General features: G+C 62.9%; 23 protein-coding genes. 7 read left to right on the forward strand and 16 right to left on the reverse strand.

What is annotated here, in order from left to right:
• Window positions 1-60: 60 nt before the first annotated feature.
• From cheA to fliE, 16 genes are all read right to left on the reverse strand, one after another.
• Complete coding sequence (gene cheA / locus PSV40_RS06365; RefSeq protein WP_300535646.1) at window positions 61-2,121, reverse strand: chemotaxis protein CheA; 2,061 nt, start codon at window positions 2,119-2,121, stop codon at window positions 61-63.
• Between the two features lie 77 nt (window positions 2,122-2,198).
• Complete coding sequence (locus tag PSV40_RS06370) at window positions 2,199-2,567, reverse strand: response regulator (RefSeq protein WP_300535648.1); 369 nt, start codon at window positions 2,565-2,567, stop codon at window positions 2,199-2,201.
• Window positions 2,567-3,508 (reverse strand): flagellar motor protein MotB, encoded by a 942-nt coding sequence (motB, locus tag PSV40_RS06375; protein WP_300535650.1) that lies wholly within the window; start codon window positions 3,506-3,508, stop codon window positions 2,567-2,569. Before motB ends, PSV40_RS06370 begins: the two co-directional genes overlap by 1 nt.
• A gap of 21 nt (window positions 3,509-3,529) precedes the next feature.
• The gene (motA, locus tag PSV40_RS06380) at window positions 3,530-4,393 is read right to left on the reverse strand and encodes a flagellar motor stator protein MotA (protein WP_300535652.1); all 864 of its coding nucleotides are present in this window, start codon (window positions 4,391-4,393) and stop codon (window positions 3,530-3,532) included.
• A 25-nt stretch (window positions 4,394-4,418) separates the two neighbouring features.
• On the reverse strand, window positions 4,419-5,069 hold the full coding sequence (gene flhC / locus PSV40_RS06385) for a flagellar transcriptional regulator FlhC (protein WP_300535654.1): 651 nt from the start codon (window positions 5,067-5,069) through the stop codon (window positions 4,419-4,421).
• A 54-nt stretch (window positions 5,070-5,123) separates the two neighbouring features.
• Complete coding sequence (flhD, locus tag PSV40_RS06390; RefSeq protein ID WP_300535656.1) at window positions 5,124-5,441, reverse strand: flagellar transcriptional regulator FlhD; 318 nt, start codon at window positions 5,439-5,441, stop codon at window positions 5,124-5,126.
• Window positions 5,442-5,734: 293 nt separating this feature from the next.
• Window positions 5,735-6,037: an EscU/YscU/HrcU family type III secretion system export apparatus switch protein gene (locus tag PSV40_RS06395; RefSeq protein WP_300535658.1), complete on the reverse strand. Its 303-nt coding sequence runs from the start codon at window positions 6,035-6,037 to the stop codon at window positions 5,735-5,737.
• On the reverse strand, window positions 6,027-7,394 hold the full coding sequence (locus PSV40_RS06400; RefSeq protein WP_300535660.1) for a flagellar hook-length control protein FliK: 1,368 nt from the start codon (window positions 7,392-7,394) through the stop codon (window positions 6,027-6,029). Before PSV40_RS06400 ends, PSV40_RS06395 begins: the two co-directional genes overlap by 11 nt.
• Window positions 7,391-7,735 (reverse strand): flagellar protein FliT, encoded by a 345-nt coding sequence (locus PSV40_RS06405; RefSeq protein ID WP_300535663.1) that lies wholly within the window; start codon window positions 7,733-7,735, stop codon window positions 7,391-7,393. The genes PSV40_RS06400 and PSV40_RS06405 overlap by 4 nt, the downstream gene beginning before the upstream one ends.
• A 1-nt stretch (window position 7,736) precedes the next feature.
• Complete coding sequence (gene fliS, locus PSV40_RS06410) at window positions 7,737-8,213, reverse strand: flagellar export chaperone FliS (protein WP_300535665.1); 477 nt, start codon at window positions 8,211-8,213, stop codon at window positions 7,737-7,739.
• Window positions 8,214-8,223: 10 nt separating this feature from the next.
• A complete protein-coding gene (fliD, locus tag PSV40_RS06415) occupies window positions 8,224-9,666 on the reverse strand; it encodes a flagellar filament capping protein FliD (protein WP_300535668.1) in 1,443 nt (480 codons plus the stop codon).
• Window positions 9,667-9,689: 23 nt separating this feature from the next.
• Window positions 9,690-10,049, reverse strand: a complete 360-nt coding sequence (locus tag PSV40_RS06420) for a flagellar protein FlaG (protein WP_300535671.1) — start codon at window positions 10,047-10,049, stop codon at window positions 9,690-9,692.
• 140 nt (window positions 10,050-10,189) lie between these two features.
• The gene (locus PSV40_RS06425) at window positions 10,190-12,034 is read right to left on the reverse strand and encodes a flagellin (RefSeq protein ID WP_300535674.1); all 1,845 of its coding nucleotides are present in this window, start codon (window positions 12,032-12,034) and stop codon (window positions 10,190-10,192) included.
• A gap of 553 nt (window positions 12,035-12,587) precedes the next feature.
• Window positions 12,588-12,758 carry a hypothetical protein gene (locus PSV40_RS06430; protein ID WP_300535676.1) on the reverse strand — a complete coding sequence of 57 codons (171 nt, stop codon included), beginning with the start codon at window positions 12,756-12,758 and terminating at the stop codon, window positions 12,588-12,590.
• A 2-nt stretch (window positions 12,759-12,760) separates the two neighbouring features.
• Window positions 12,761-12,979: a ribbon-helix-helix protein, CopG family gene (locus PSV40_RS06435; RefSeq protein ID WP_300535679.1), complete on the reverse strand. Its 219-nt coding sequence runs from the start codon at window positions 12,977-12,979 to the stop codon at window positions 12,761-12,763.
• Window positions 12,980-13,185: 206 nt separating this feature from the next.
• On the reverse strand, window positions 13,186-13,503 hold the full coding sequence (fliE, locus tag PSV40_RS06440; RefSeq protein ID WP_300535682.1) for a flagellar hook-basal body complex protein FliE: 318 nt from the start codon (window positions 13,501-13,503) through the stop codon (window positions 13,186-13,188).
• 333 nt (window positions 13,504-13,836) lie between these two features.
• On the opposite strand from fliE, the gene fliF reads away from it, so the two are divergent.
• The 7 genes from fliF to fliL all read left to right on the forward strand — a co-directional run bounded on the left by fliF (window position 13,837) and on the right by fliL (window position 21,207).
• Window positions 13,837-15,531 carry a flagellar basal-body MS-ring/collar protein FliF gene (gene fliF, locus PSV40_RS06445; RefSeq protein WP_300535684.1) on the forward strand — a complete coding sequence of 565 codons (1,695 nt, stop codon included), beginning with the start codon at window positions 13,837-13,839 and terminating at the stop codon, window positions 15,529-15,531.
• Window positions 15,524-16,519 carry a flagellar motor switch protein FliG gene (fliG, locus tag PSV40_RS06450; protein ID WP_300535686.1) on the forward strand — a complete coding sequence of 332 codons (996 nt, stop codon included), beginning with the start codon at window positions 15,524-15,526 and terminating at the stop codon, window positions 16,517-16,519. The genes fliF and fliG overlap by 8 nt, the downstream gene beginning before the upstream one ends.
• Window positions 16,512-17,285, forward strand: a complete 774-nt coding sequence (fliH, locus tag PSV40_RS06455; protein WP_300535688.1) for a flagellar assembly protein FliH — start codon at window positions 16,512-16,514, stop codon at window positions 17,283-17,285. Before fliG ends, fliH begins: the two co-directional genes overlap by 8 nt.
• The gene (fliI, locus tag PSV40_RS06460; RefSeq protein WP_300535690.1) at window positions 17,278-18,693 is read left to right on the forward strand and encodes a flagellar protein export ATPase FliI; all 1,416 of its coding nucleotides are present in this window, start codon (window positions 17,278-17,280) and stop codon (window positions 18,691-18,693) included. The genes fliH and fliI overlap by 8 nt, the downstream gene beginning before the upstream one ends.
• A gap of 50 nt (window positions 18,694-18,743) precedes the next feature.
• Entirely contained in the window at window positions 18,744-19,199 is a 456-nt protein-coding gene (fliJ, locus tag PSV40_RS06465; RefSeq protein ID WP_300535692.1) for a flagellar export protein FliJ, read from the forward strand.
• A 17-nt stretch (window positions 19,200-19,216) separates the two neighbouring features.
• Window positions 19,217-20,608, forward strand: a complete 1,392-nt coding sequence (locus tag PSV40_RS06470; RefSeq protein WP_300535694.1) for a flagellar hook-length control protein FliK — start codon at window positions 19,217-19,219, stop codon at window positions 20,606-20,608.
• A gap of 122 nt (window positions 20,609-20,730) precedes the next feature.
• Window positions 20,731-21,207 (forward strand): flagellar basal body-associated protein FliL, encoded by a 477-nt coding sequence (gene fliL, locus PSV40_RS06475; protein WP_300535697.1) that lies wholly within the window; start codon window positions 20,731-20,733, stop codon window positions 21,205-21,207.
• Window positions 21,208-21,218: the final 11 nt, after the last annotated feature.

The following is a 21,218-nucleotide window of genomic DNA, read 5'->3' on the forward strand; positions in this document are numbered from 1 at the left end:
ACCGTGCTTCGCCCCTCCCCCCGCGGACGCCCAACAGACCGGCTGGGCGACAGGGGAGGATCAGCCTGGGTTTTGCTCGAACCCCTGACGAGGCAAGCCCCGCTGGCCTGCCTTTTCGCGGTTGATCCGCTGCACTGCCACGACATCAATGATCAGCGCCACGTTGCCGTCGCCCAGAATCGTTGCAGCGGAAATGCCCGGCACCTTGCGGTAGTTGGTTTCCAGGTTCTTGACCACCACCTGATGCTGGCCGACCAGTTGATCCACCAGGAGGGCAAAACGCGTTCCGTCGGCCTGCACGATGACAGCGATGCCCTGCATCGGATGGCTCACCGCATCGGGGACTCCGAACAGCTTGTGCAGCTCGATCAGCGCCAGGTACTCGCCGCGTACATGCATGACATGTTCGTCGCTGGTGATCGAGTGGACATCCTTTTCCAGCGGTTGCAGGGATTCGATGACGTAGTTCAGCGGAAGAATGTAGATCTCCTTGCCAACCTTGACCGACATGCCGTTGAGGATGGCCAGCGTCAGCGGCAGGACGATCCTGATGGTCGTGCCCTTGCCTTGTGCGGACGCGATTTCCACGTGGCCGCCCATTTCGTGGATATTGCGTTTCACCACATCCATGCCCACTCCGCGACCGGACACGTCCGTCACGGCCTCTGCCGTGGAAAATCCGGGCGCAAAAATCAGCTGCCAGACTTCGTCATCGGAAATGGTCTCGCTGATCGCCATGCCCTGCTGGATCGCCTTGGCCAGAATCCTCTCCCGGACCAGCCCGCCGCCGTCGTCCTTGACCTCGATCACGATGCTGCCGCCCTGGTGCTGTGCCGACATGGTCAGGCGCCCGACCGGGTCCTTGCCCGCGAAAACGCGCTGCTCGGGACTTTCGATGCCGTGGTCCAGGCTGTTGCGGACCAAGTGGGTGATCGGGTCGATGATCCGCTCGATCAGGCTCTTGTCCAGCTCTGTTTCCTTGCCGACCGTGACCAACTGGACCTGCTTGCCGAGTTTGGCCGACAGGTCGCGGATCAGGCGCGGAAAACGACTGAAGACGTAGTCCATGGGCATCATCCGGATCGACATCACCGATTCCTGCAGATCCCGGGCATTGCGCTCAAGATGGCCCATGCCGCTGAGCAGGCGCTCGTGCAGAACCGGGTCCAGCGTCGATGCGGTCTGCGTCAGCATCGACTGGGTGATCACGAGCTCACCGACCAGGTTGATGATCTGGTCGACCTTTTCGACATCCACCCGAATGGAACTTGACTCCTTGGCGCCTCCGGTCGCCGCAGCCGCGGCGGCACCCGCGGCGGGCTTAACTGGACCCGGTGCCACCGCAGAACTCTCCGGGGGAACAGCCTGGCCCGTCAGGAGGCTGACTTGCGGGGCCACTGGCGCGGCATCGGGAGCGGCCAGGGGCTCCGTGCTGATTTCCATCTGATCGGCCTCGATGATGAAACAGCACACGGCAATGATGTCATCGGCATCACAAGTGGTCTTGAGCCAGATGCTCAGGCTGTCCTCCGTCCGGGTTTGGGCGGTCACCTTGCCCAGATTGGCCAGCTCCTCGCTGAGCACCCGGCCGTCGCCTTCGGAGATTTTGCTGAAACGCACCTTCAACGTCCGTCCGTCCGCGGCGGCAGCCGGCTCACCCGCAGGCAGGACCGGCTCCGCCACAACGGCCACCGCCTGGGCGGGGGCGGCTGGAGCCGCGGCAGCCGGCCCGCCCTCTTCCTCCTGAGCCAGCTGCCGCAGCACCTCGCAGATTCGCACGACGGTCTCGCGGTCGGGTTCGCCGCCATCCCGGTAGGCATTCATTTGTTTTTGCAGCACGTCTTTGGTCTCCAGAAAGGCATCCATCAGCCTGGTGTTCAGTTTGAGTTCCCCGTGGCGCGCACGGTCGAACAGGTTTTCCAGCAGGTGCGTGGTCTCCGTCAGGGCGAGAAAACCGAACGTGGCTGCGCCGCCCTTGATCGAATGCGCGGCACGAAAGATGGCGTTGAGATGCTCGCTGTCCGGCGCCTCGAGATCGAGCCCCAGAAGCAGCAACTCCATCTCGGCGAGCAACTCGTCGGCCTCCTCAAAAAATGCCTGGTAAAACTGGGTGATATCCATCGCGCTAAGTCTCTCGTGTTAGGTACTGTCTGTCCCCGGCGTGCGACAGATGTCGCCCACCGGGGAGGAAGCCGGTGTCAGGCCATCAGGCTGCCCACCACCGCCAGAAGGGTTTCGGGCTCGATGGGCTTGCACAGCCAGCCGGTGGCGCCGGCTTTTCTCGCCGCTGCCTTGCTGGCATCGTTGCTGACCGTGCTCAGAATCAGGATGGGCACCTGCGTGCAATCGGGCCGCTGCCGCAATTGGCGCGTGAGCTCGCAGCCGTCCATGGGAATCATGGTCCAGTCGGTCAGCACCAGGTCGACGGCGGACTTGTTGACCTGCTCCAGGGCAGCACTGCCGTCTTCGGCCAGCAGCACGTGGTAGCCCCCTTCTTCGAGAACTGCCGAGTTCAAATGACGCATCACGGCCGAATCGTCGACCACCAATATGGTTTTTCTGTTCATCAGATCCGGCTTCCAGGTTTGAGGGCTGTCGGGGGCACCGCGGTTTGCTTGCCGCCGTCCGGCCTGACACTGACCTGCTTGAGGGCGGCGGCGTCGGAAGGAACGGCATTGGCGTTTTCTATATCTGCTTGCGCACGCCTGTTCAGCACCACGATGCTGATGCGGCGGTTGACCGGTGCATACGGGTCATCCTTGTTCAGGTGCACACTCGAAGACACCCCCACGACCCGCAACACCTTCGTGTCCTGCATGCCACCGGCAAGCAGTTCCCGCCGCGACGCGTTGGCCCGGTCTGCGGACAGCTCCCAGTTGCTGTAGGACTTGTCGCCCTGCGTGTACGCCGTTGAGTCGGTGTGTCCGGAGAGCGTCAGTTTGCTGGGTTGTTCGTTGAGCACCGGTCCGAGTTCGCGCAGGATGGTGCGCATGTAGGACGCCACCACAGCGCTGGAACGGTCGAACATGGGTCGGTTGCTGCTGTCGACGATCTGGATCCGCAGGCCTTCGGGCGTGATGTCGATCAGCAGCTGCGGCCGGAACTGCTTGAGAACCGGGCTGGACTCGATCATGTCGTCCAACCGTTTCTTCAGGTCGTCGAGGCGCCTGCCGTCATTGGGGTCGTTGGCGCTCTCTTCGTCGGATTTGCTGACTTCGCCGTCTATACGGGAAGTCGGGTCGGCGCCCCCACCCGGTATCACGCTGGTGCTGGTGCTGCTTTTCTTGCCGCCGCTGACGGCCACCGCCAGGGGCATCTTGAATTGTTCCGCAATGCCGGCCAGCTGCTTGGGCGACGAGGTGCTCAACAACCACATGACCAGGAAAAACGCGAACATCGCCGTCATGAAATCGGCGAATGCGATTTTCCATGCCCCGCCGTGATGGGCCGCCGCCATCACCGGCCGCCTGATAATGATGATGGGCCGTTTGCCGCCAGCGTCGCTCATGGCAGACTCCTCCCGCCCGCCTTAGCGGCTCTTGACGTCGCGGACATGTTCATCAAGCTCGGAAAAGGAAGGCCGTTCGGTCGAACACAGGATTTTGCGGCCGAATTCCACCGCCAACTGGGGTGCATAACCATTCAGGCTCGCCATCAGGGTGACCTTGACGCACTGGTAGACCTTGAGGGATTCGACCACCTTGTGCTCGATCAGCGTGGCCAGCGGCGAGACAAAGCCGTAGGCCAGCAGGATGCCGAGAAAAGTGCCGACCATCGCATGTGCAATCAATTGCCCCATCTCCGCAGGCGGCAGGTCGGCGGATGCCAGCGCATGCACAACACCGAGAACCGCAGCGACAATGCCCAGCGCCGGAAGCGCATCGCCGACCCGCGTCAGGCTGTGCGCAGGAACCTCCGCCTCGTGCTTGTAGGTCTCGAGCTCGTGCTCCATCAACTCGCCGATCTCATGCGCATCGGTGTTGCCGCTCACGATCAGGCGCAGGTAGTCGGTCATGAACTCCAGCACACGCTCGTCTTTCAGGATCACCGGGTAGGGGGCAAAAATGGGGCTGTTCTGGGGGTCGTCGATGTCCGACTCCAGCGCCATCATTCCTTCCTTGCGGCCCTTGGACAGCAGCACATACAGCAGTGCCAGCAGTTCCATGTAGAGCGCCTTGTCGTGTTTCTTCGAGTTGCCCAGCAACTTGGGAAGCTGCTTCATCGTGGCGCGTATGGTCTTGCCGTCGTTGCCTGCGATAAATGCCCCCACGGCGGCCCCGCCAATGATCAGCACCTCGAGCGGCTGAAACAGCACGCCGAAATGCCCGCCCATCAGCGCATAGCCGCCGAACACGGACCCCAGCACAACCAAATAGCCAACAATCACCAGCACAGTGTTCTCCCACTAATCATTCAAATCAGGCGGCTGGCAAGCCAGCCGCCTGTGCCCCGTGCGCCCCGTTCATCACATCCGCCAGCCATTGCGAGGATGACGCCACGCGCTGGTTGCCGGCGACGGCGACTGGCATGTCGGCATGGTCATGTTGGACGCTGATCTTGCGTGTCTTGCCTGCACGCGAGGGAGGGCGGCACAACACGCAGACGTAACCGGACTGGGAGTCGTGGGCATGGGCGACAAAGAGGCCCGTGCAGCGGGTGCAAGTGCTCAGCTGCAACATGTCGCTGTCAAAGAAACGCACCAGTGTCCAGGCCCGGGTGAAGTCAAGAACCGGCTCGCCGCCCTGCTGCTGCACCTGCTCGAGATAAAGCCGGTAGGCCTTGATGATGGCCGGAATCCGGGTGCACCCCCCATGCGTGACCATGAAGCGGTAGATGTTGTAAAACATCGACGAGTGGATGTTCGACATCCAGGTCATGAACCAGTCGGTGGAGAAAGGCAGCAAGCCTTTGGGGGGCGAAGCGCCCTTGATCTCCTTGTACAGCTTGACCAGGCGGTCCCGGCTCAGGCTGGTTTCGGCTTCCAGGAACTGCAGGCGGGCACCCAGCTTGATCAGGTCAATGGCCAGGTGAATTTCACGTGCTTCAAGGATGACACTTTTAGTGGCCATGAGGACGGCTCCCGCAAATGTAAAGTGCGTTGACGGCGTGGGCAGGGCGGCACATCACCGGACCGCCTCGACCTGCTGGCCGGACAGCAAAATGGCGGCGTGCGCCTGCTGCAAGGCCAGATTTTTGCCGTCCAGCGTCAGGGCCGACAAAATGGGTTGGTCGTCAAACCTGAAGCGGCACAGCAGCAGGCTGGAGCCGGCCAGCTTCACAATCTGCGAAAGCGACAGGCTGCCAAGCAGGTCGGCCAGTTCCCGGCTCATGCCAAGCCGGAACATGGCAGAGGCGACATCTTCCCTGACCAGTCGCTGGGCAAGCAGCAGGTAAGCCAAATTCAAATCGCCAACCTCGTTGGCGGTACCAGTTTCAATCACGTCTGAACTCCTTGTATCTCGTCATGTTCATTGCGGAGGGGGTCAAAAGCAGAGTAAACGGCAGTGCTTTTGTCAAATTTCCGCGCTTTCACAGATTTCTCATCACTTACGTCAGACAAAGCCTGTATTGCAATTTTTAACACACCAATCGTAAAACTTACATATAGGAAACATATTTATCGTTTGAGTATCATTTTTACGTCGATTATCAAATAAATGAGCCAATCAGACCGCCAAAACCAAACTTTTAGTTATTTAAAAAGTCTTTCTGGCGACTTGGCAGCTATTACTGCCTACTTCTGCTGCCTCTCAAGCTGGTGCACCCAGGACAGCATTTCCGCGACGGCGATGTACAGGTTGGGCGGGATCCGGGAATCGAGGTCCACATGCATCAGCAGTTTCACCAGATCTGGCGAGGTGTGGACGTACAGGCCGCTTTCCTGCGCACGCTGGACGATGGCCTCGGCCACGGCGCCGTAGCCCTTGGCGACGACCCTGGGTGCAGCATTTCCGACCCCAGCAGAAAGCGCAATCGCGCTTGGCCTGGTGGGCAGCGGGCTTTCGGCCATGGGTCCCTGGGGGGTGTCAAGCGGCATCTTCCTGCCCCGGTGTGGCCGATGCCGAGGTGTCTTCCGTCAAGGCGCCGATCTGCAACTCGGTCAACTGCAGCCCCAATGCACCGAAACGCTGCGGCAACACATCGCGGCCCGCGTCGAGCAGTGCCACGGTGGCCTTTTCCGAGGCCACCAGATGCAGCCGTAGCGCGGTGTCGGCAAGGCTCAAGCGGAGGTCCACGGCGCCCAGCCTGGGCAATTGCATGGTGACCCGGGTGGTCCAGGTGGAGGCAGCCGGGAGATCGCCGTCGTCACCGCGGCCCTCCTCCTGTTCCTGCGGCTCACCGCGCTCCTCGTGTATTTCCCAGTCCATGGCCATGCCCGGCCAGCCTTCGCCGCTCCAGCGAAATACCGGTGATGCCAGCATCTCGAGTTGCTGGCGCACCAGCGCAACAGCCTCCGGATGAATGGCTGCGACCGGTTCGCCACGCTCTTGAGCGGGTACGGAGCCCGTGCCGGGCTCCGCGTCGGTAAATTCCTGTCCGCCAGCGCCATGCAGGGCGCCCAGCCCGCTTGCCGGCGTCCCCACACGGCGGTAGGCCGCGGCGAGTTCGGCTGTTTCCGGATGAACAATCCTGATGACCGGCGGCTGCGGCGCGCGGTCCGGATTGGCGCCGGGTTCGGCGCTGCCGTCCGATGTGGCAAGCGGGGCAGCCGGGGCGGCATCCTGCGGCGGCGTCGCAAGCGCTTGCGTATCGACGCCGGGCAGTGCAGCAACGGCTCCCGCAAGCGCCACGGCAGAGGCGGCCGGTATGGCTGGCGTCGGGAGCCCTCCGGCACCGCCGGCAACCAGATCCGGAATCGCCATAGGCGTCGCCGGAGCGATCATGACGCGCCTGGCGGCAGACGGCAGCCCGGCTTGCGGCTCCTGCACCATCTGGGCCAGCGTGCGCGTGCCGGCGGCATACTGCTGCAGGTGGGATTCATAAAACAGGCCTGAGCCGGCAACCGTCCGGGCCAGCGTCGCCGCCAGGACGGGCACCGCCAGTGTGGCAACCTGCGGTGCAAGGGGGACCGTTCCTCGCACGGCAGGCACCGAATCGGTCGGCAGATTCAGGATGGTGCTGACAACACGGGCGGCGGCACTCAGGGTCACGGCCCCACCCGCCCGGTTGGAGGCGCGACCCTGCCCGCTGTCACCCTTGTCGGAAAGCACCCCGGCCAACTGACGCTGCAGGGCTTCGCGCGATGGCAGGCGGACGTCATTGCTGATTTTTTCGACATTTGTCACGGCACCGGGGCCGGCGATCTCGAGCTCCCCCTTTAATGGAACCAGATCCACACGCTGCGCCAGCCGCGTGGCCAGCAGCGTGTCAAGCAGGGGCGTGACACCACTCATAACAGGGCATCATCGGTCTGGCCATAGACCTTGTGCAGGCTTTCCTGTTGCTCCAGGCTCTTGAGCGCGTCCCTCAGCCTGGCCAGCTGCGGCACCACCAAGCTGGAAATCCCGTCGTGGTTGGCATTGATCCGACTGAGCAGCTGGTACTTGCGGGCCGACTGCGCCTCATCGAGCGCCTCCAGCGCTTCGATGGCCTTCAGGCGGGCCACCATGTCGCTGTACTGGGCTTCCAGCGCCGGCAGATCACCCCACTGCTTGGTGCGGGCCAGCAACAACATGCGCTCGCTCAGCGATGCAATCTGCTCGTAGCAGTGCATGACTTCACTGTGGGAGCACATCTCAAACGCCTATGGAAAGACGGGCGGTCGCGGGCGCAGCGGATGTATCTGGCACGTCACTGGGTTTATGCGGGTCAATCTCGCGCCAGGCAGAACTGATGTTGTCGAGCAAACGGTCTGCTTCGTCAAGCAGCGCCGGGTCATTGCGCAGGTTGGCGTACATCAGGCGCTGGGCGATGTAATCGTAAAGCGCCGACAAATCTGCGACCAGGTTGGCGCCGGCCATGCCGCCCGCTTCGGCGTCCAGGCTGGCCTTGAGGCCGTTGTCGACGATGTTGATCGCCTTGGAAATCGCCCTGCCCTTGGCCGCGATGTCCTGGTTGGCCATGTGGTGGCGCGCCATGGTGATGGCGGTTTTCGCGCCATCAAACAGCATGGTGATCAGCTGGTGCGGTGAGGCGCTCATGGCGCCGCTTTCGGTGCTGATCTTGGCGTAGGCGGTGGCGCCCGAGTTGTAGGAATGAGCCGGGGTGTACACAAATGTCTCCTTATTTTCCAGCGTTTGCGTTCATGGCGTCAAACTGCGCGGTCAGGTAGCTGGTGGTCGAGTTCATGCTCGACATCGCGATATCCAGCTGCGTGAATTGGGCGCGATAACGCGCAACTGTTGCTTCGATCCTTGTTTCCATCGCATCGTATTGTTTGTCTAGCCGTTTGATCGAGGTCGTCAAGCCATCCGCCGCCGCCGTCAAGGCACCACCGGTGGCGGTAAAACTCAGCGCCAGCGCAGACAACTGCTTGCCATAGCCGGCCGTGTCGGTCGCGCTACCCGCAAACAGCTTGGCCACGCCATCCATGTTGGCGCCGAGCGCTGCCTCCAGCTTGGTGGCGTCCACCGCCAGCGTGCCGTCTTTCTGAAACGAGACGCCAATGTTCGACAACATCGTGAAATCACCGGTCGCACCGCTTTGCGGCGAGGTCAGCGCGCCGCGAATGCGTACCTGAAGGTTGCGCAGCGTCGAGTCGCCCGTCAAGGCAGAGCCCTTTTGGGTGTCTGCGTCGTAGCTTGTCAGTTTGGCGCCGGTGCTCAGCAAACCGTTGTAAGCAGCGACAAACGCATTGATGGCCGATGACACGCTCGATGTATCACGCGCTACCGTCAGCGTGCTGTCGCCCTTGCTGGCCAGGGTCAGCGTCACGCCCTGCATGGACTCCGACACCGTATTGGTCGCGCTGGAAATGGCCAGGCCATTGACGGTGAGCTGGGCGTTTTTTGCTTGCAGCGTCTCCGTCATGGTGGGCGTGCCAAGCGGGTCGTGATTCATCAGGGTTCCCAAGGCCGCATCACCCACCACCGAGATTTTCATGCTCGACGCTGCACCGGTTTGACTCGACACCAGGACCAGGCGATGCGGTGTGCCGCTGCCGTCGTTCACGATGCTGGCAGACACCCCCGCGTTGGCGGCATTGACCGCATCGCGAATGCCTTCAAGGGTGTTGTTCGTGCCAATGGTGACGGTAGCGGAACGGCTGACATCGCTCTTGAAGTACTGCTGGCCGAAGGTCGGGCTGCCAACCACGTCATCCGTGGCGACGGCGCCAAAGTCAAAGGTCATGGTGCCGCTGCCCACGGCCGCGCTTGCGCTGGCCTGCCCGGTGGTGGCCAGTGACTGCGCCTGCGCCAGCTGGCTCACATTGATGGCATAGCTGCCCGCCACCGCCGTGGTCTCGGCGCTGGCGGTCAGGACCGTGTTGAAACTTGACGCGGCCTTGACCCCCTGGAAAAGGCTCAGGCTCGACAACCTGGCAGACGCCGTTTGCAGCGCACTGACCGAACTTTGCAGCGTGCCGTAGGCCGACAGCTTGGTGGTGTAACTTTTGGCCCTGGCTTCCAGGGCCACCAGGGGCTGCCTCTCTGCAGTGCCCAGCTGTGAGAGCAAGCTGCTCAACTCAAGGCCGGAGCCCACACCCAGATTTGCAATTGACGCCATGATGATTCCCTAAATATTGACAGTCAGACCTTCTGGCTTACCAGAAGACCCTGCAACTTGCCCAGCGCTTTCGAGAGGTGCACCGCCTCTTCGGAAGGCATCTGGCGAATCATCTCGCCGCTTTCCATGTCCACCACCTTGGTGACCATGGTGTTGGCCTCCTTGTCGAACTCAAAACGCACCCCGACGGACGCCATCTGCAAGACATGGTTGATCTCGGCCAGCGCGACATGCGCCTGTTCGGGTGCGGTTTCAGGCCTTTTTTCCGCGCGACCCACAAGCGCTGCTTCACGCGCCGGTCCGGCAGTTTTGGACGGCTGCTGCGCCGGCAACACCGGCTCGCGCTGCGTGTTTGCCGGCAAGGCTTTTACGGGAATCGTCATGACTTCATCTCCTGAGGAATCGCTAGGGACTCCCGCCTGAAGTTTTCCAAGCGGGAGTGCTTAACGCAGGCGGCCTGGCCGCCTGGTTGACACATCAAGCCCAAAAGCGTGCGCCTCGTGGCACACGCTTTCTTAGCCGATTAACGCAGCAGCGACAACACGCCCTGGGTCGACTGGTTGGCCTGGGCCAGCACCGAGGTGCCGGCCTGTTGCAGAATGTTCGCGCGCGTCATGTTGGACACTTCGGTCGCGTAGTCTGCATCTTCAATGCGCGAGCGTGAAGCCTGCAGGTTGGTGATGGTGGTGCCGAGGTTGGAGATCACCGAGTCAAAGCGGTTTTGCACCGCGCCGAGTGCGCCGCGCAGGTTGTCCACTGTTGACAGGGCCTTGTCCAGCACGTCCAGCGGGCTGCCAGTAGCCGCAGAGAGGGTGTTTTCATCCAGGGTAAACGTGTTGTCAGCTGCAACCTGGTAGATTTTCCCGCCTGAAGTGTCCGTAACATTGCCATTGGTCTGGGCGACGTAGGTGGTTGTCACAGAGGTAGCTGCGTCCACAGTGAACTCACCAGCATTGGTTCCTTGGTCGTTCCGGATGGTATTTCCACCAGCTTTAATCGTCGTCGTGCCAGCAACAGCCGTGCTGACGGTAATTGCGGTAAGAGCAGAAACGCCAGCGGTGTTGACATTGACACTGAAGGTCAAGTCGTTAGCAGTACCCGCAGCCTCGGCATTCAACAGTTCGGTAGAGCTGATCTTGGCACCCACCACGTCAATACCGTCAGCATTCACCCCGGCATTGCCTGTCAGGGTCGAGCCATCGGCCATGGTAATCACGGCGCTGGCGATGGCTACACCGATATCTGCACCAACACCACCAACCTGCAAGTTGGTAACCCCATCCGCAGCCAAGATATTGGTACTGGCGCCAGCGGCATCGCTATCCATCGCCGTGGTCAGATTTGCAACCGTGGCCTTCGCATAGGTGGTATTCGCGCCAGCCGTCGTTTCGGTCAGATTGCCGGACGCGTCAATGAACAGCGCCTGGCCGTCAGCGGCCGTGATGTCACCGGCATTGGTAATCAACACGCTCGTCGAAGTGCCACCAATATTGATGCTTGCCGATACAGAAGCAGCACCCGCAGCCGGAGTCAGCGCAGTGGCGACGTTAGCAGCAGCAACATCAGCCGTGCTGTACGAGAAATTGCCAGCGGTACTGTTATACGTGTAAGCATTGCCCGTTGCAGCTTGACCGTAAGCATTGCCTGCACCCGCAAAAGTAGCCACCGCGGCGTTTGCCATCGTGGACAGTACGGCGCTGGCAGAGGATGCGGTGTTAGGCGTCACGGCGGTCTTTGTGTAGTCGAACGAACCATTCGCGTTGGCCGAACCAGCCTTGGCGAAACCGGCAACAAGAAGCTTATCCGCAGTGGCGGCAGCATTGGCAACACTGCCTTGGCCGTCCACATTGAAACTGGTCAAGCCCAGGGCAGCGAGGTCCATTTTCTTCAGATCGATGCTGATGACTTCGTTGTCGTTCGCACCGACCTGGATCTTCAGGGACTGGTCGGCATTGAGCACCTTGGTGCCGTTGAAGTCAGTTTGGGCTGACGTGCGGGTGATTTCTTCCAGGCGCTGTTTAATTTCAGCCTGGATCGATGTCTTGTCGGCCGTGGAGTTGGTGGCATTGCTGGCCTGCACCGCCAGTTCGCGGATGCGCTGCAGGTTGGTGTTGATTTCGCCGAGCGCGCCCTCGGTGGTTTGCGCCATCGAGATGCCGTCGTTGGCATTGCGCGAGGCTTGCGTCAGGCCCTTGATGTTGGAGGTGAAGCGGTTGGCAATCGCCTGGCCGGCGGCGTCGTCCTTGGCGCTGTTGATGCGCAGGCCGGAAGACAGGCGCTGGATCGCGGTGTTCAGCGAACCCTGCGACTTGTTGAGGTTGTTCTGCGTGAGCAGCGAAAGCGAATTGGTGTTGATGACTTGGCCCATGAGGAACTCCTGAATTTCAAAGTTTGTGTACTCCGGCTTCTTGCCGTCACGCTGGCCTTGTTGCCTGCCTGGACAGTTTGCAAGCCACCGTTATTCAGGTTATCGGCCAGTGCCTGCAAAACCTTTAGGGCTGGACTCAAAAAACCCGCTCTCCCTCCGGAAAAACCACCCTTCATGACCGAAACCTGATGAAAACCCTGTCGCGCCGGACCCGGGAAGCTTCGCAGGGCGGTTTAGCCGCAGGCGTCACCCGACACCGGCGTTGGCTGCGGCGTCCGGGGGATGTCGGCCAGAATATCAAGGATAGGCCCGGTCACATGCCGCCAACTGATGGCAAAACCCCCGGCTATTCAAGGTATCGTGGGAAGCGTCGGCTTACGCTGCGCTAACCCGACCTGCGAGAGGGGGCAAGTGCAGTGTGAGCCTGACGCGCAAGCGCCCATCGAGCCCCGCAACCCCGCACTCAATGACCTGTCGCCGACCCAAACAACGCATCCCAAGCCTGCCTGGGTGACAGGATGCGCATCACGTCCTTCGGACCCTGCATGCCAGGCTACCCGAGCACCCGCTTGTCGCCGGTGACAAACAGCCGCATGCCTGCTGCAGTTGCAGCGGCCACCAGGCGAGCGTCATTGTTGTTCGCGGGCTCCGGCGCATCGTCAATGAGTTGTGCCTCTTGCCAAACGGCCTCAAACAGATCGCAGGCATTGGTATCCAGATACACCCTCATGACACGTCTTGCAGGATGTCCTCTTCGGTCAGCCATCCCGATGTCCGTGCCAGCGGCGCCAACTGAGCCTGGCTTTGGCGCAAGGGCTCGCGCAATCGGTAGGCGCGCAACGCGTCGCGCACCCCCTCACTGCGCAATTTGTGCGTGCCGCTGCACAGCACATCAAGGGCTCGTGCTTCGTGGTCCGTCAGTCGAACGGTCAGCGTGCTTTGCATGCGAATCTCCAATTTGTACGACATGGCAATACAAAACTGGCTACCAACGGGGACCCTCCATTGGCGCTTGCGGGCGCTTCCTGTGCGTCGGCGTTGTGCGGAGCTTCGGGTTACGCTGCGTTAGCCCGAGCCACAAAATATATACCAAATCGGGCTCCAGCCCTTACAGAACGTGCGCAAGCAGCTATCAATACAGTAGCAAATAGCTAGGCAGGCATGTTCATGATTTCCTGGTAGGCGGCCACCACCTTGTTGCGCACCTGCAGGCCCATCTGGAAGCCGATGCCGGCCTTTTGCATATCCACCATCACGTCGTTCAGCGCCACCCCGGGCTTGCCGAGTTCGAAGTCCTCGGCCTGCCTGGAGGCGGTTTGCTGGGCGCCGCTGATGCGGTCCAGCGATTTGCGCAGTTCGCCTGCAAATCCGCCGCTGGCCACCTCGCTGCTCACCGCCGACGGGTGACCGGAAGTCTGGGCAAGAACCCGCATTTGCTGCAGGACGGACTCAATAGAAGATATCGCCATGGTGTTTTCCTGGCGCCTGTGCGCCCATTGCTTGATGAACGGCTTGAAGCGTACCAGCGGGTCAGGCGGCGCATCCCGCCAAAAGACGGCAAAACCCCCGGCTATTCGGCTGATCGGGAAAGACACCCCGCTCTGACAATCATTCACGAACACCGGTTGCCCCCCAGCACCGGCCAGACGGCCCTTTGCCTTATGCCTTATCAATCAACCACTGTCGTATGTCACCTGTCGTTTCTGCCCTGTCGCCGATCAGCAGCCTCCGCAGGCATCCGGACTGCCTGACATCCACTGGCGCGAACCCATTCCGTTCCGCGGCGGCAGGCGGTTGAACACATGAGTTCTGCTGCCATGGGCAATGAAGCGGCCCTGCCCAACGCCCTGCCATGGCTGGAGCAGCTGCGGGCCAATCCCCGCCTGCCGTTGATGATCGGCGCGTCTGCCGCGGTGGCGGCGGTGGCCGCCATGTGGCTGTGGAGCCGTGCCCCGGACTACGGCGTGCTGTACAGCAACCTGTCGGATCGCGACGGCGGCGCCATCATCGCGTCGCTGCAGCAGATGAACATTCCCTACAAGTTCGCCGCCGGCGGCGGCGCCTTGCTGGTGGCGGCCGACAAGGTGCCCGAGGCGCGGCTGCGGCTGGCTTCCCAGGGCCTGCCGAAGGGCGGCTCGGTGGGTTTCGAGCTGATGGACAACCAGAAGTTCGGCACCAGCCAGTTCGCCGAACAGGTCAACTACCAGCGCGCGCTCGAGGGTGAGCTGGCCCGCTCCATCAATTCCATCTCGGCGGTGGAGTCGGCCCGGGTCCACCTGGCGCTGCCCAAACCTTCGCTGTTTGTGCGCGACCAGAAAAAACCCAGTGCCTCGGTGGTCCTGAGCCTGCACCGGGGTCGCTCTCTGGACGAGGGTCAGATCAGCGCGATGGTGCACCTGATTTCCAGCAGCGTGCCCGAGCTGTCCTCCAAAAGCATCACGGTGGTGGATCAGGCCGGCAACCTGCTGTCGGCGGCCAACGCCGGCACCCGCGGGCTGGACGTGACCCAGCTGAAGTATTCGCAGGAAATCGAGCAGGGTTATATCCGCCGCATCGAAGCCATTTTGCAGCCCATTGTTGGCGCCAACAATGTGCACGCCCAGGTAGCGGCGGACATTGATTTTTCCGTCGTCGAGAACACCGACGAGAAATACAGGCCCAATCAGGACCCCGGCAGCGCGGCGGTGCGCAGCCAGCAGTCCAGCGAGTCCGGCCAGCAAGGTGCGGGCGCAGTGGGCGGCGTGCCGGGCGCGCTGACCAATCAGCCCGGACCCGATCCGGTGGCCCCCATCACCGCGCCCGGCAAGCCACCGGCCGAAGCCGGCGCAGGTCAGCTCAAGATGACCACGGAACTGGGCGCCGTGATGGGTGCGCCGGCGCGCGGCACGGGCCCGGCCAGCAACCGCAAGGACACCACTATCAATTACGAGCTGGACCGCTCCATTCGCCATGTGCAGCAGGGTGCAGGTGGCATCAAGCGGCTGTCGGTGGCGGTGGTCGTCAATTACCGCTCCACGGTGAACGCCCAGGGCAAGCGGACCACGCAGGCGCTGTCGGCGGCCGAGCTGACGCAGATACAGAACCTGGTGCGCGAAAGCATGGGCTTCAACGCCGCGCGCGGCGATTCGCTCAATGTGGTGAACAGTGCGTTTGCCTCGGATGCCACCGACACGCCGGAACTGCCCGTCTGGCGTCAGCCCGACAACATCGAGATGGCCAAGGCCGGCGGTAAATACCTGTTGCTGGGAATATTGGCCTTGTACATCTGGTTTGCCGTGCTGCGGCCGCTGCTGCGCAAGCATTTGCATCCGGTGCCGGCCCAGGCAGCAGCGACTGGCCATGAAGAAGTGCCCTCCGCAGACACCGTTGCGGAACCACCGGAACGGCAGGCCGAGCGTCATCTGGAGAACATCCGGTATGCGCAGGAAACAGCTGCCAAGGAGCCACGGGCTGTGGCCATGCTGATCAAACACTGGATGGGCGAAAAAAATGCTTGACGAAGGAACACGTAAAAGCGCCATCCTCTTGATGACGCTCGGCGAGGAAGCTGCCGGCAAGGTGCTGCAGCAGATGTCCCCCAGCGAAGTCCAGGCGCTCGGCGAGGCCATGGCCACCCTGGCGCATGTCAAACGCACCGAGGTCAATGACGTTCTGGAAGAGTTCCGCCTCGAAACCGAACAGTATTCGGCTCTCCACCTGGATTCGGGCAGTTACCTGCGGGCCGTGCTGAACAAGGCCATGGGCAATGACCGTGCCGCAGACCTGCTGGAGGGCATCCTGCAATCGAATGAATCGGTCAGCGGCATCGAGCGGCTGAACCAGCTCGAGGCCACCGAAGTGGTCGAGCTGATTCGCGACGAGCATCCACAGATCATCGCCACGCTGCTGGTCCACATGGATCGCAACAAGGCCGCGGACGTTCTGGAGCAACTTCCCGAGCGTGCACGACACGATGCGGTGTTGCGCGTGGCCACCTTCGGCGGCGTGCAGCCTGCGGCGCTGAAGGAACTAACCGAGGTACTGACCGACATGCTGGGCGGCGAAGGCGGCAAGCGCAGCCGGCTCGGCGGCATCCGCGCCGCCGCCGAAATTGTCAACATGATGAGCAGCGCGCAGGAAGAAAGCGTGATCAAGCATGTTCGTGAGCATGACGAAGCGCTGGCGCAGAAGATGATCGACGAGATGTTCCTCTTCGAGAACCTGCTGGAACTCGAAGACCGCAGCGTCCAGCTCCTGCTCAAGGAAGTGGAGTCGGAGTCGCTGATCATTGCGCTCAAGGGCGCACCGCAGGAGTTGCGCGACAAGTTCCTCAAGAACATGTCGCAACGCGCTGCCGAAATGCTGCGCGAGGACATCGAGATGCGTGGCCCGGTACGGGTGTCACAGGTCGAAACCGAGCAAAAAGGCATTCTGCTGATCGTGCGCCGCCTGGCCGATGCCGGGGAAATCGTGCTCGGCGGGCAGGGAAGCGACTCCTATGTATGACAAAGCCCCGCTCGCGCAGCGTTCCGGCGCCGACCGGTTTGCCTCCGGCTTCGCCGCGCCTGCCGTGCGCCGGCCCGGCACAGCGAAGGAACAGATGACCGCCTGGGAACGCTGGGAGATGACCTCCCTCGCGCAGGACATGACGCCCGTTCCCGCTGAACCCGAGCCGACGCCCGTCGTCGAGCCGCTCAAGCCGGCGCTGCTGATCAATGAGAAGGAATTGGCACGCCTGCGGCTTCAGGCGCGGCAGGCCGGCGAGGAAGAAGGGCGCCAACAGGGTTATGCGCAGGGGCAGGCCGAGGGCCATGCCGCCGCGATGGCGGCCGTCCACGAACAGGCCGGCCACCTGCGGGCATTGACCCAGGCCCTTCCCGCCGCCTTGCGCCTTGCCGAGCGCGAGGTTGCCGGACAGTTGCTGGCGCTGGCGATGGACATTGCGCGCCAGGTGCTGGGCCAGGCGCTGGCACTGGATCCCCAGACCATTTTGCCGACGGTCCGTGAATTGCTGCAGGCGGAACCCGCCCTGACCGGTTCGCCCCAGCTGGTCCTGCACCCGGATGATGCGGCGCTGGTGCGGGAACACCTCGCTGACGACCTGCAGACTGCGGGATGGCGAATCCGTGCCGACGCGGATACCCAGCGCGGCGGCTGCCGCGTTCTGGCCGCCAGCGGCGAGCGGGACGCCACACTGCAAAGCCGCTGGGACCGCGTCGCCGCAGCCCTGGCCCCCCACACGGCCGCCACCGCGCCGCTGGTCCATGGTTGACACCCCCGACGCCGTCACCAAGCCGCCGCTGGAGGCCTGGCAGAACCTGCTGGAAGATGCCCGGTCTTCCGTGACACTCAGTGTTCCGGTGCGTACCTATGGCCGGCTGACACGCGCCGTGGGACTGGTCCTCGAAGCGGTCGGGCTGCGACTGCCGGTCGGCAGTGACTGCCTGATTGAACTGCCTCCCGGCTACCCCCAAAAAAACGCCGAGGCCGAAGTCGTCGGTTTCGCCGGCGACCGCATTTTCCTGATGCCCCAAAGCGAGGTGGACGGCCTGCTGCCGGGGGCCCGGGTCTACGCGCTGGAATCGCCCGGGGGCCACGCCAGTGGCACCGGCCCCCGTACCAAACGCCTGCCGGTGGGCGACGGCATGCTGGGCCGCGTGGTCGATGCGGCCGGTCGTCCTCTCGACGGACTGGGTCCGCTCGATTTTTCCCGGGAAGTGCCGCTGGCGGCGGCTCCCATCAACCCGTTGACCCGCGCGCCGATTGACAGCGTGCTCGATGTCGGGGTGCGCGCCATCAATGGCCTGCTGACCGTGGGGCGTGGGCAGCGCATGGGACTGTTCGCCGGCTCCGGTGTCGGCAAGAGTGTGCTGCTGGGCATGATGGCGCGTTACACCAGCGCCGACGTGATTGTGGTTGGCCTGATTGGCGAACGGGGCCGCGAGGTCAAGGACTTCATTGAAAACACGCTGGGCAAGGAAGGCATGGCCCGCGCCGTGCTGGTGGCGGCGCCGGCCGATACTTCGCCCCTGTTTCGCTTGCAGGGCGCCGCGTACGCCACCTGTCTGGCTGAATATTTTCGCGACCAGGGGAAAAATGTCCTGCTGATCATGGACTCGCTGACCCGCTACGCGATGGCACAGCGGGAGATCGCGCTGGCCGTCGGCGAACCGCCGGCCACCAAAGGTTACCCGCCCTCGGTTTTTGCGAAGCTGCCGGCCCTGGTGGAACGCGCGGGCAATGGCGCGCGTGATGCCGAGGGCCGCGGCGGCTCCATCACCGCGTTCTACACAGTGCTGACCGAAGGCGACGACCAGCAGGACCCGATTGCCGATTCGGCGCGCGCCATTCTGGACGGCCACGTGGTGCTGTCACGCAGCCTGGCCGAATCTGGCCATTACCCGGCCATCGACATCGAAGCGTCCATCAGCCGTGCGATGACGGCGCTGATCGACCCCGCGCAATTCCAGGTCATTCGCAGTTTCAAGCAGGCCCTGTCGCGCTACCAGCGCAACCGCGACCTGATCAGCGTGGGTGCCTATGCACCCGGCCACGACGTCCAGCTGGACCAGGCCATTGCCCTCTACCCAAAAATTGAGGCTTTTTTGCAGCAAACGATGGAAGAACGCGTCGACTACGCGACCGCCACTGGTCAGTTGAACGGACTTTTCCAGGCCTGAGCCCGATTACGCATTCACCGCAGCCCCTCAAACCACCAGGAGAAAACGCCGTGCCCAACAAGCTCCCTCTCGCGACACTGATCGAACTGGCGCAAAACAAGACCGACGAGGCGACTCGCCGGCTGGGCCAGCTGCAGAACGCCCACACCAGCGCGGCCGGAAAACTGGAAATGTTGCTGCAGTACCGGCAGGAGTACCTGGACCAGCTGCAGCACCAGATGCAGGCCGGCCTGTCATCGTCCCATGTGCGCAATTTCCAGGATTTCATCGGCACCCTGGACGGCGCCATCGAGCAGCAGCGCGCCCTGACCGTCCAGGCCGACACGCGGCTGGCGCATGGACGCGGCGACTGGCAAAACAACAAGCGCCGCCTCAACTCCTTCGACACCCTGTCCAACCGGGTTCGCCAGCAGGAGATGCTCACCCTCGGCAAAAAGGAGCAGCGCGACAGTGACGAACGCACTTCCCGGCAGTTCTACCTGCGCGCAGGCACCGTGGCCGATTGAATTCACCCGAGAAAACCATGTCTTTTAGTCTTCCACCCGTCAGCGCCCCCCATCAACCCGACAGCCAGCCGTCCCAGGCGTCAGCACGCAGCGATGAGCCGGACCCGAATGGCGCCGAAAGTTTCGGCGCCGTGCTTTCCCGCTCACTGGCGCCCGCCGGCGAGGCAGCCGGCAAGGCCGAGGGCAAGACGGCAACCGCCGCGTCGGCCCGGCGTCCACCGGAGGGCCGCAAGGCCGAACCGGACGAGCTGATCAATGCCATGGCAATGCCCCTGGCCCCGCTTGAAAACCTGCTGCCCCAAGCCGTGGCCGCCGGCCATGCTGCCGCGACGCCAGTCGCCGGCACCGTCCCGGGCGCTGCCAACCCTGGACTCACCGGTCTGCTTGCGGGGAAAACCCTCGCGGCAGACATGGCGATGGCGGGCGAGCCGATCACCGCGCCTGCACAGGTGGCATCCGCTGGGGAGGCTGCGCCACTACTGATGCCGGCACCCGGGCTGACACCCGAGTTGGCGGCGGCCAGCCAGAAGGACAAAGGGCTACCCGCTCTGCCCGCCCGGCTTCAGGCAGCCGAGGCCGGCCCGGCAGTGGCATTGGCCACGGCTGGCATCACCGGCCCGTCCGGCGCTTCGGACAGCGGGACTGCCGGTCAGTCGCCGCAGCACCGTGACCGGGCCGACAACCTGCCGCAGGTCTCGGCTGAAACGACAGCCGGCAGCGGACCGGAAGCCGACACCACACACAGCAGCGTCAAAATGCCCCTCCAGGGGATGGCGACGGCCGATGCCACAGCGTCAGGCACCAGCACCAGCGCCATCGGTCAGGCGGCGGTCACCGACATCTCCGCCGCCAGCGCCACCCCGCCCATCAGCTCGGCCGGCGTCGCAGCAACGCCAGCACCAACCGCGATGCTTGCCTCCAGCGCAGCGCCTGCCGCCATGACCCGGACGCTCGCTCCTGAGGTCGGCAGCGGTGAATGGGGCAAGGCCCTGGGCCAGCAGATGATCCACATGGGCAAGGGCGGTGAACAGGTGGCGGAGCTCCAGCTCAATCCCCCGGGACTCGGCCCCCTGAAAGTCACACTGACAATGAACGACCACCAGGTCCAGGCCATGTTTGTGACCGCGCATTCATCGGTGCGGGCCGCCGTGGAGGCGGCATTGCCGCAACTGCGTACCGCCCTGGCCGACAGCGGAATCAGCCTTGGCAACACCTCGGTCAACTCCGAGAGCCAGCAACAAACCACCTTTGCCCAGGACCAGAACGGGCAAAACGGGCAAAACGGGCAATCCGGCCAGCGCAGCTACCGCGCGGAGCGCACGCCCGACAACCTGGCACCGGTGGTCCGGCCAGCCACGGAAGCTTCGCGGCCAGCCGGCAGAGGGATCAGCGTGGACACCTACGCTTGAGGCGCGCCATGAGGCGCGTGTCCGGCAAATGCCGGATCTGACGCGTTTTACCCCTGCTTATCCGGCGATGCCGGGCGCCGGTTTTCGAAAACAATCGATTCTCAAACCCAAACAGCGAAGCCATGGCCACCAGCACCCCCCCCGCGAAGACACCCAACAAGTCCCGCAAGCTCATCATCCTGGTCATCGTTCTGATCACGCTGGTCGTCCTGGCGGCGGCTGGCGCAGCCTTTTATCTGGTCAGCCAGCGCAAGGAAGCTGCGCCCGTCGCAGTGGTACCTGTCGATCCGATTTTTATTGCTCTGGAGCCCATGACCGTCAACCTCCAGCCCAACGGCCGCAGCCGCTTCCTGCATGTGGCCGTCACGCTGAAGGTTCCGGACGTCAAGTCGCAGGCACTGGTCACCCAATACCTGCCGGAAGTGCGCAGCCGGCTTCTCTCGGCCTTGTCCAATCGCGCGGCCGAGTCGCTGGTCACCCCGGAAGAAAGAGCCCAACTGGCCGCTGACATCATGACGACGCTCAACCAGCCCTTCGTGGCCAATTTGCCGTCGCTGAAGATCTCCAGCGTGATGTTCACGACTTTCATGCTGCAGTAACCCGCTCAATG

The organism is Polaromonas sp. (genome assembly GCF_029945925.1).
Classification (GTDB): Bacteria; Pseudomonadota; Gammaproteobacteria; order Burkholderiales; family Burkholderiaceae_C; genus Polaromonas.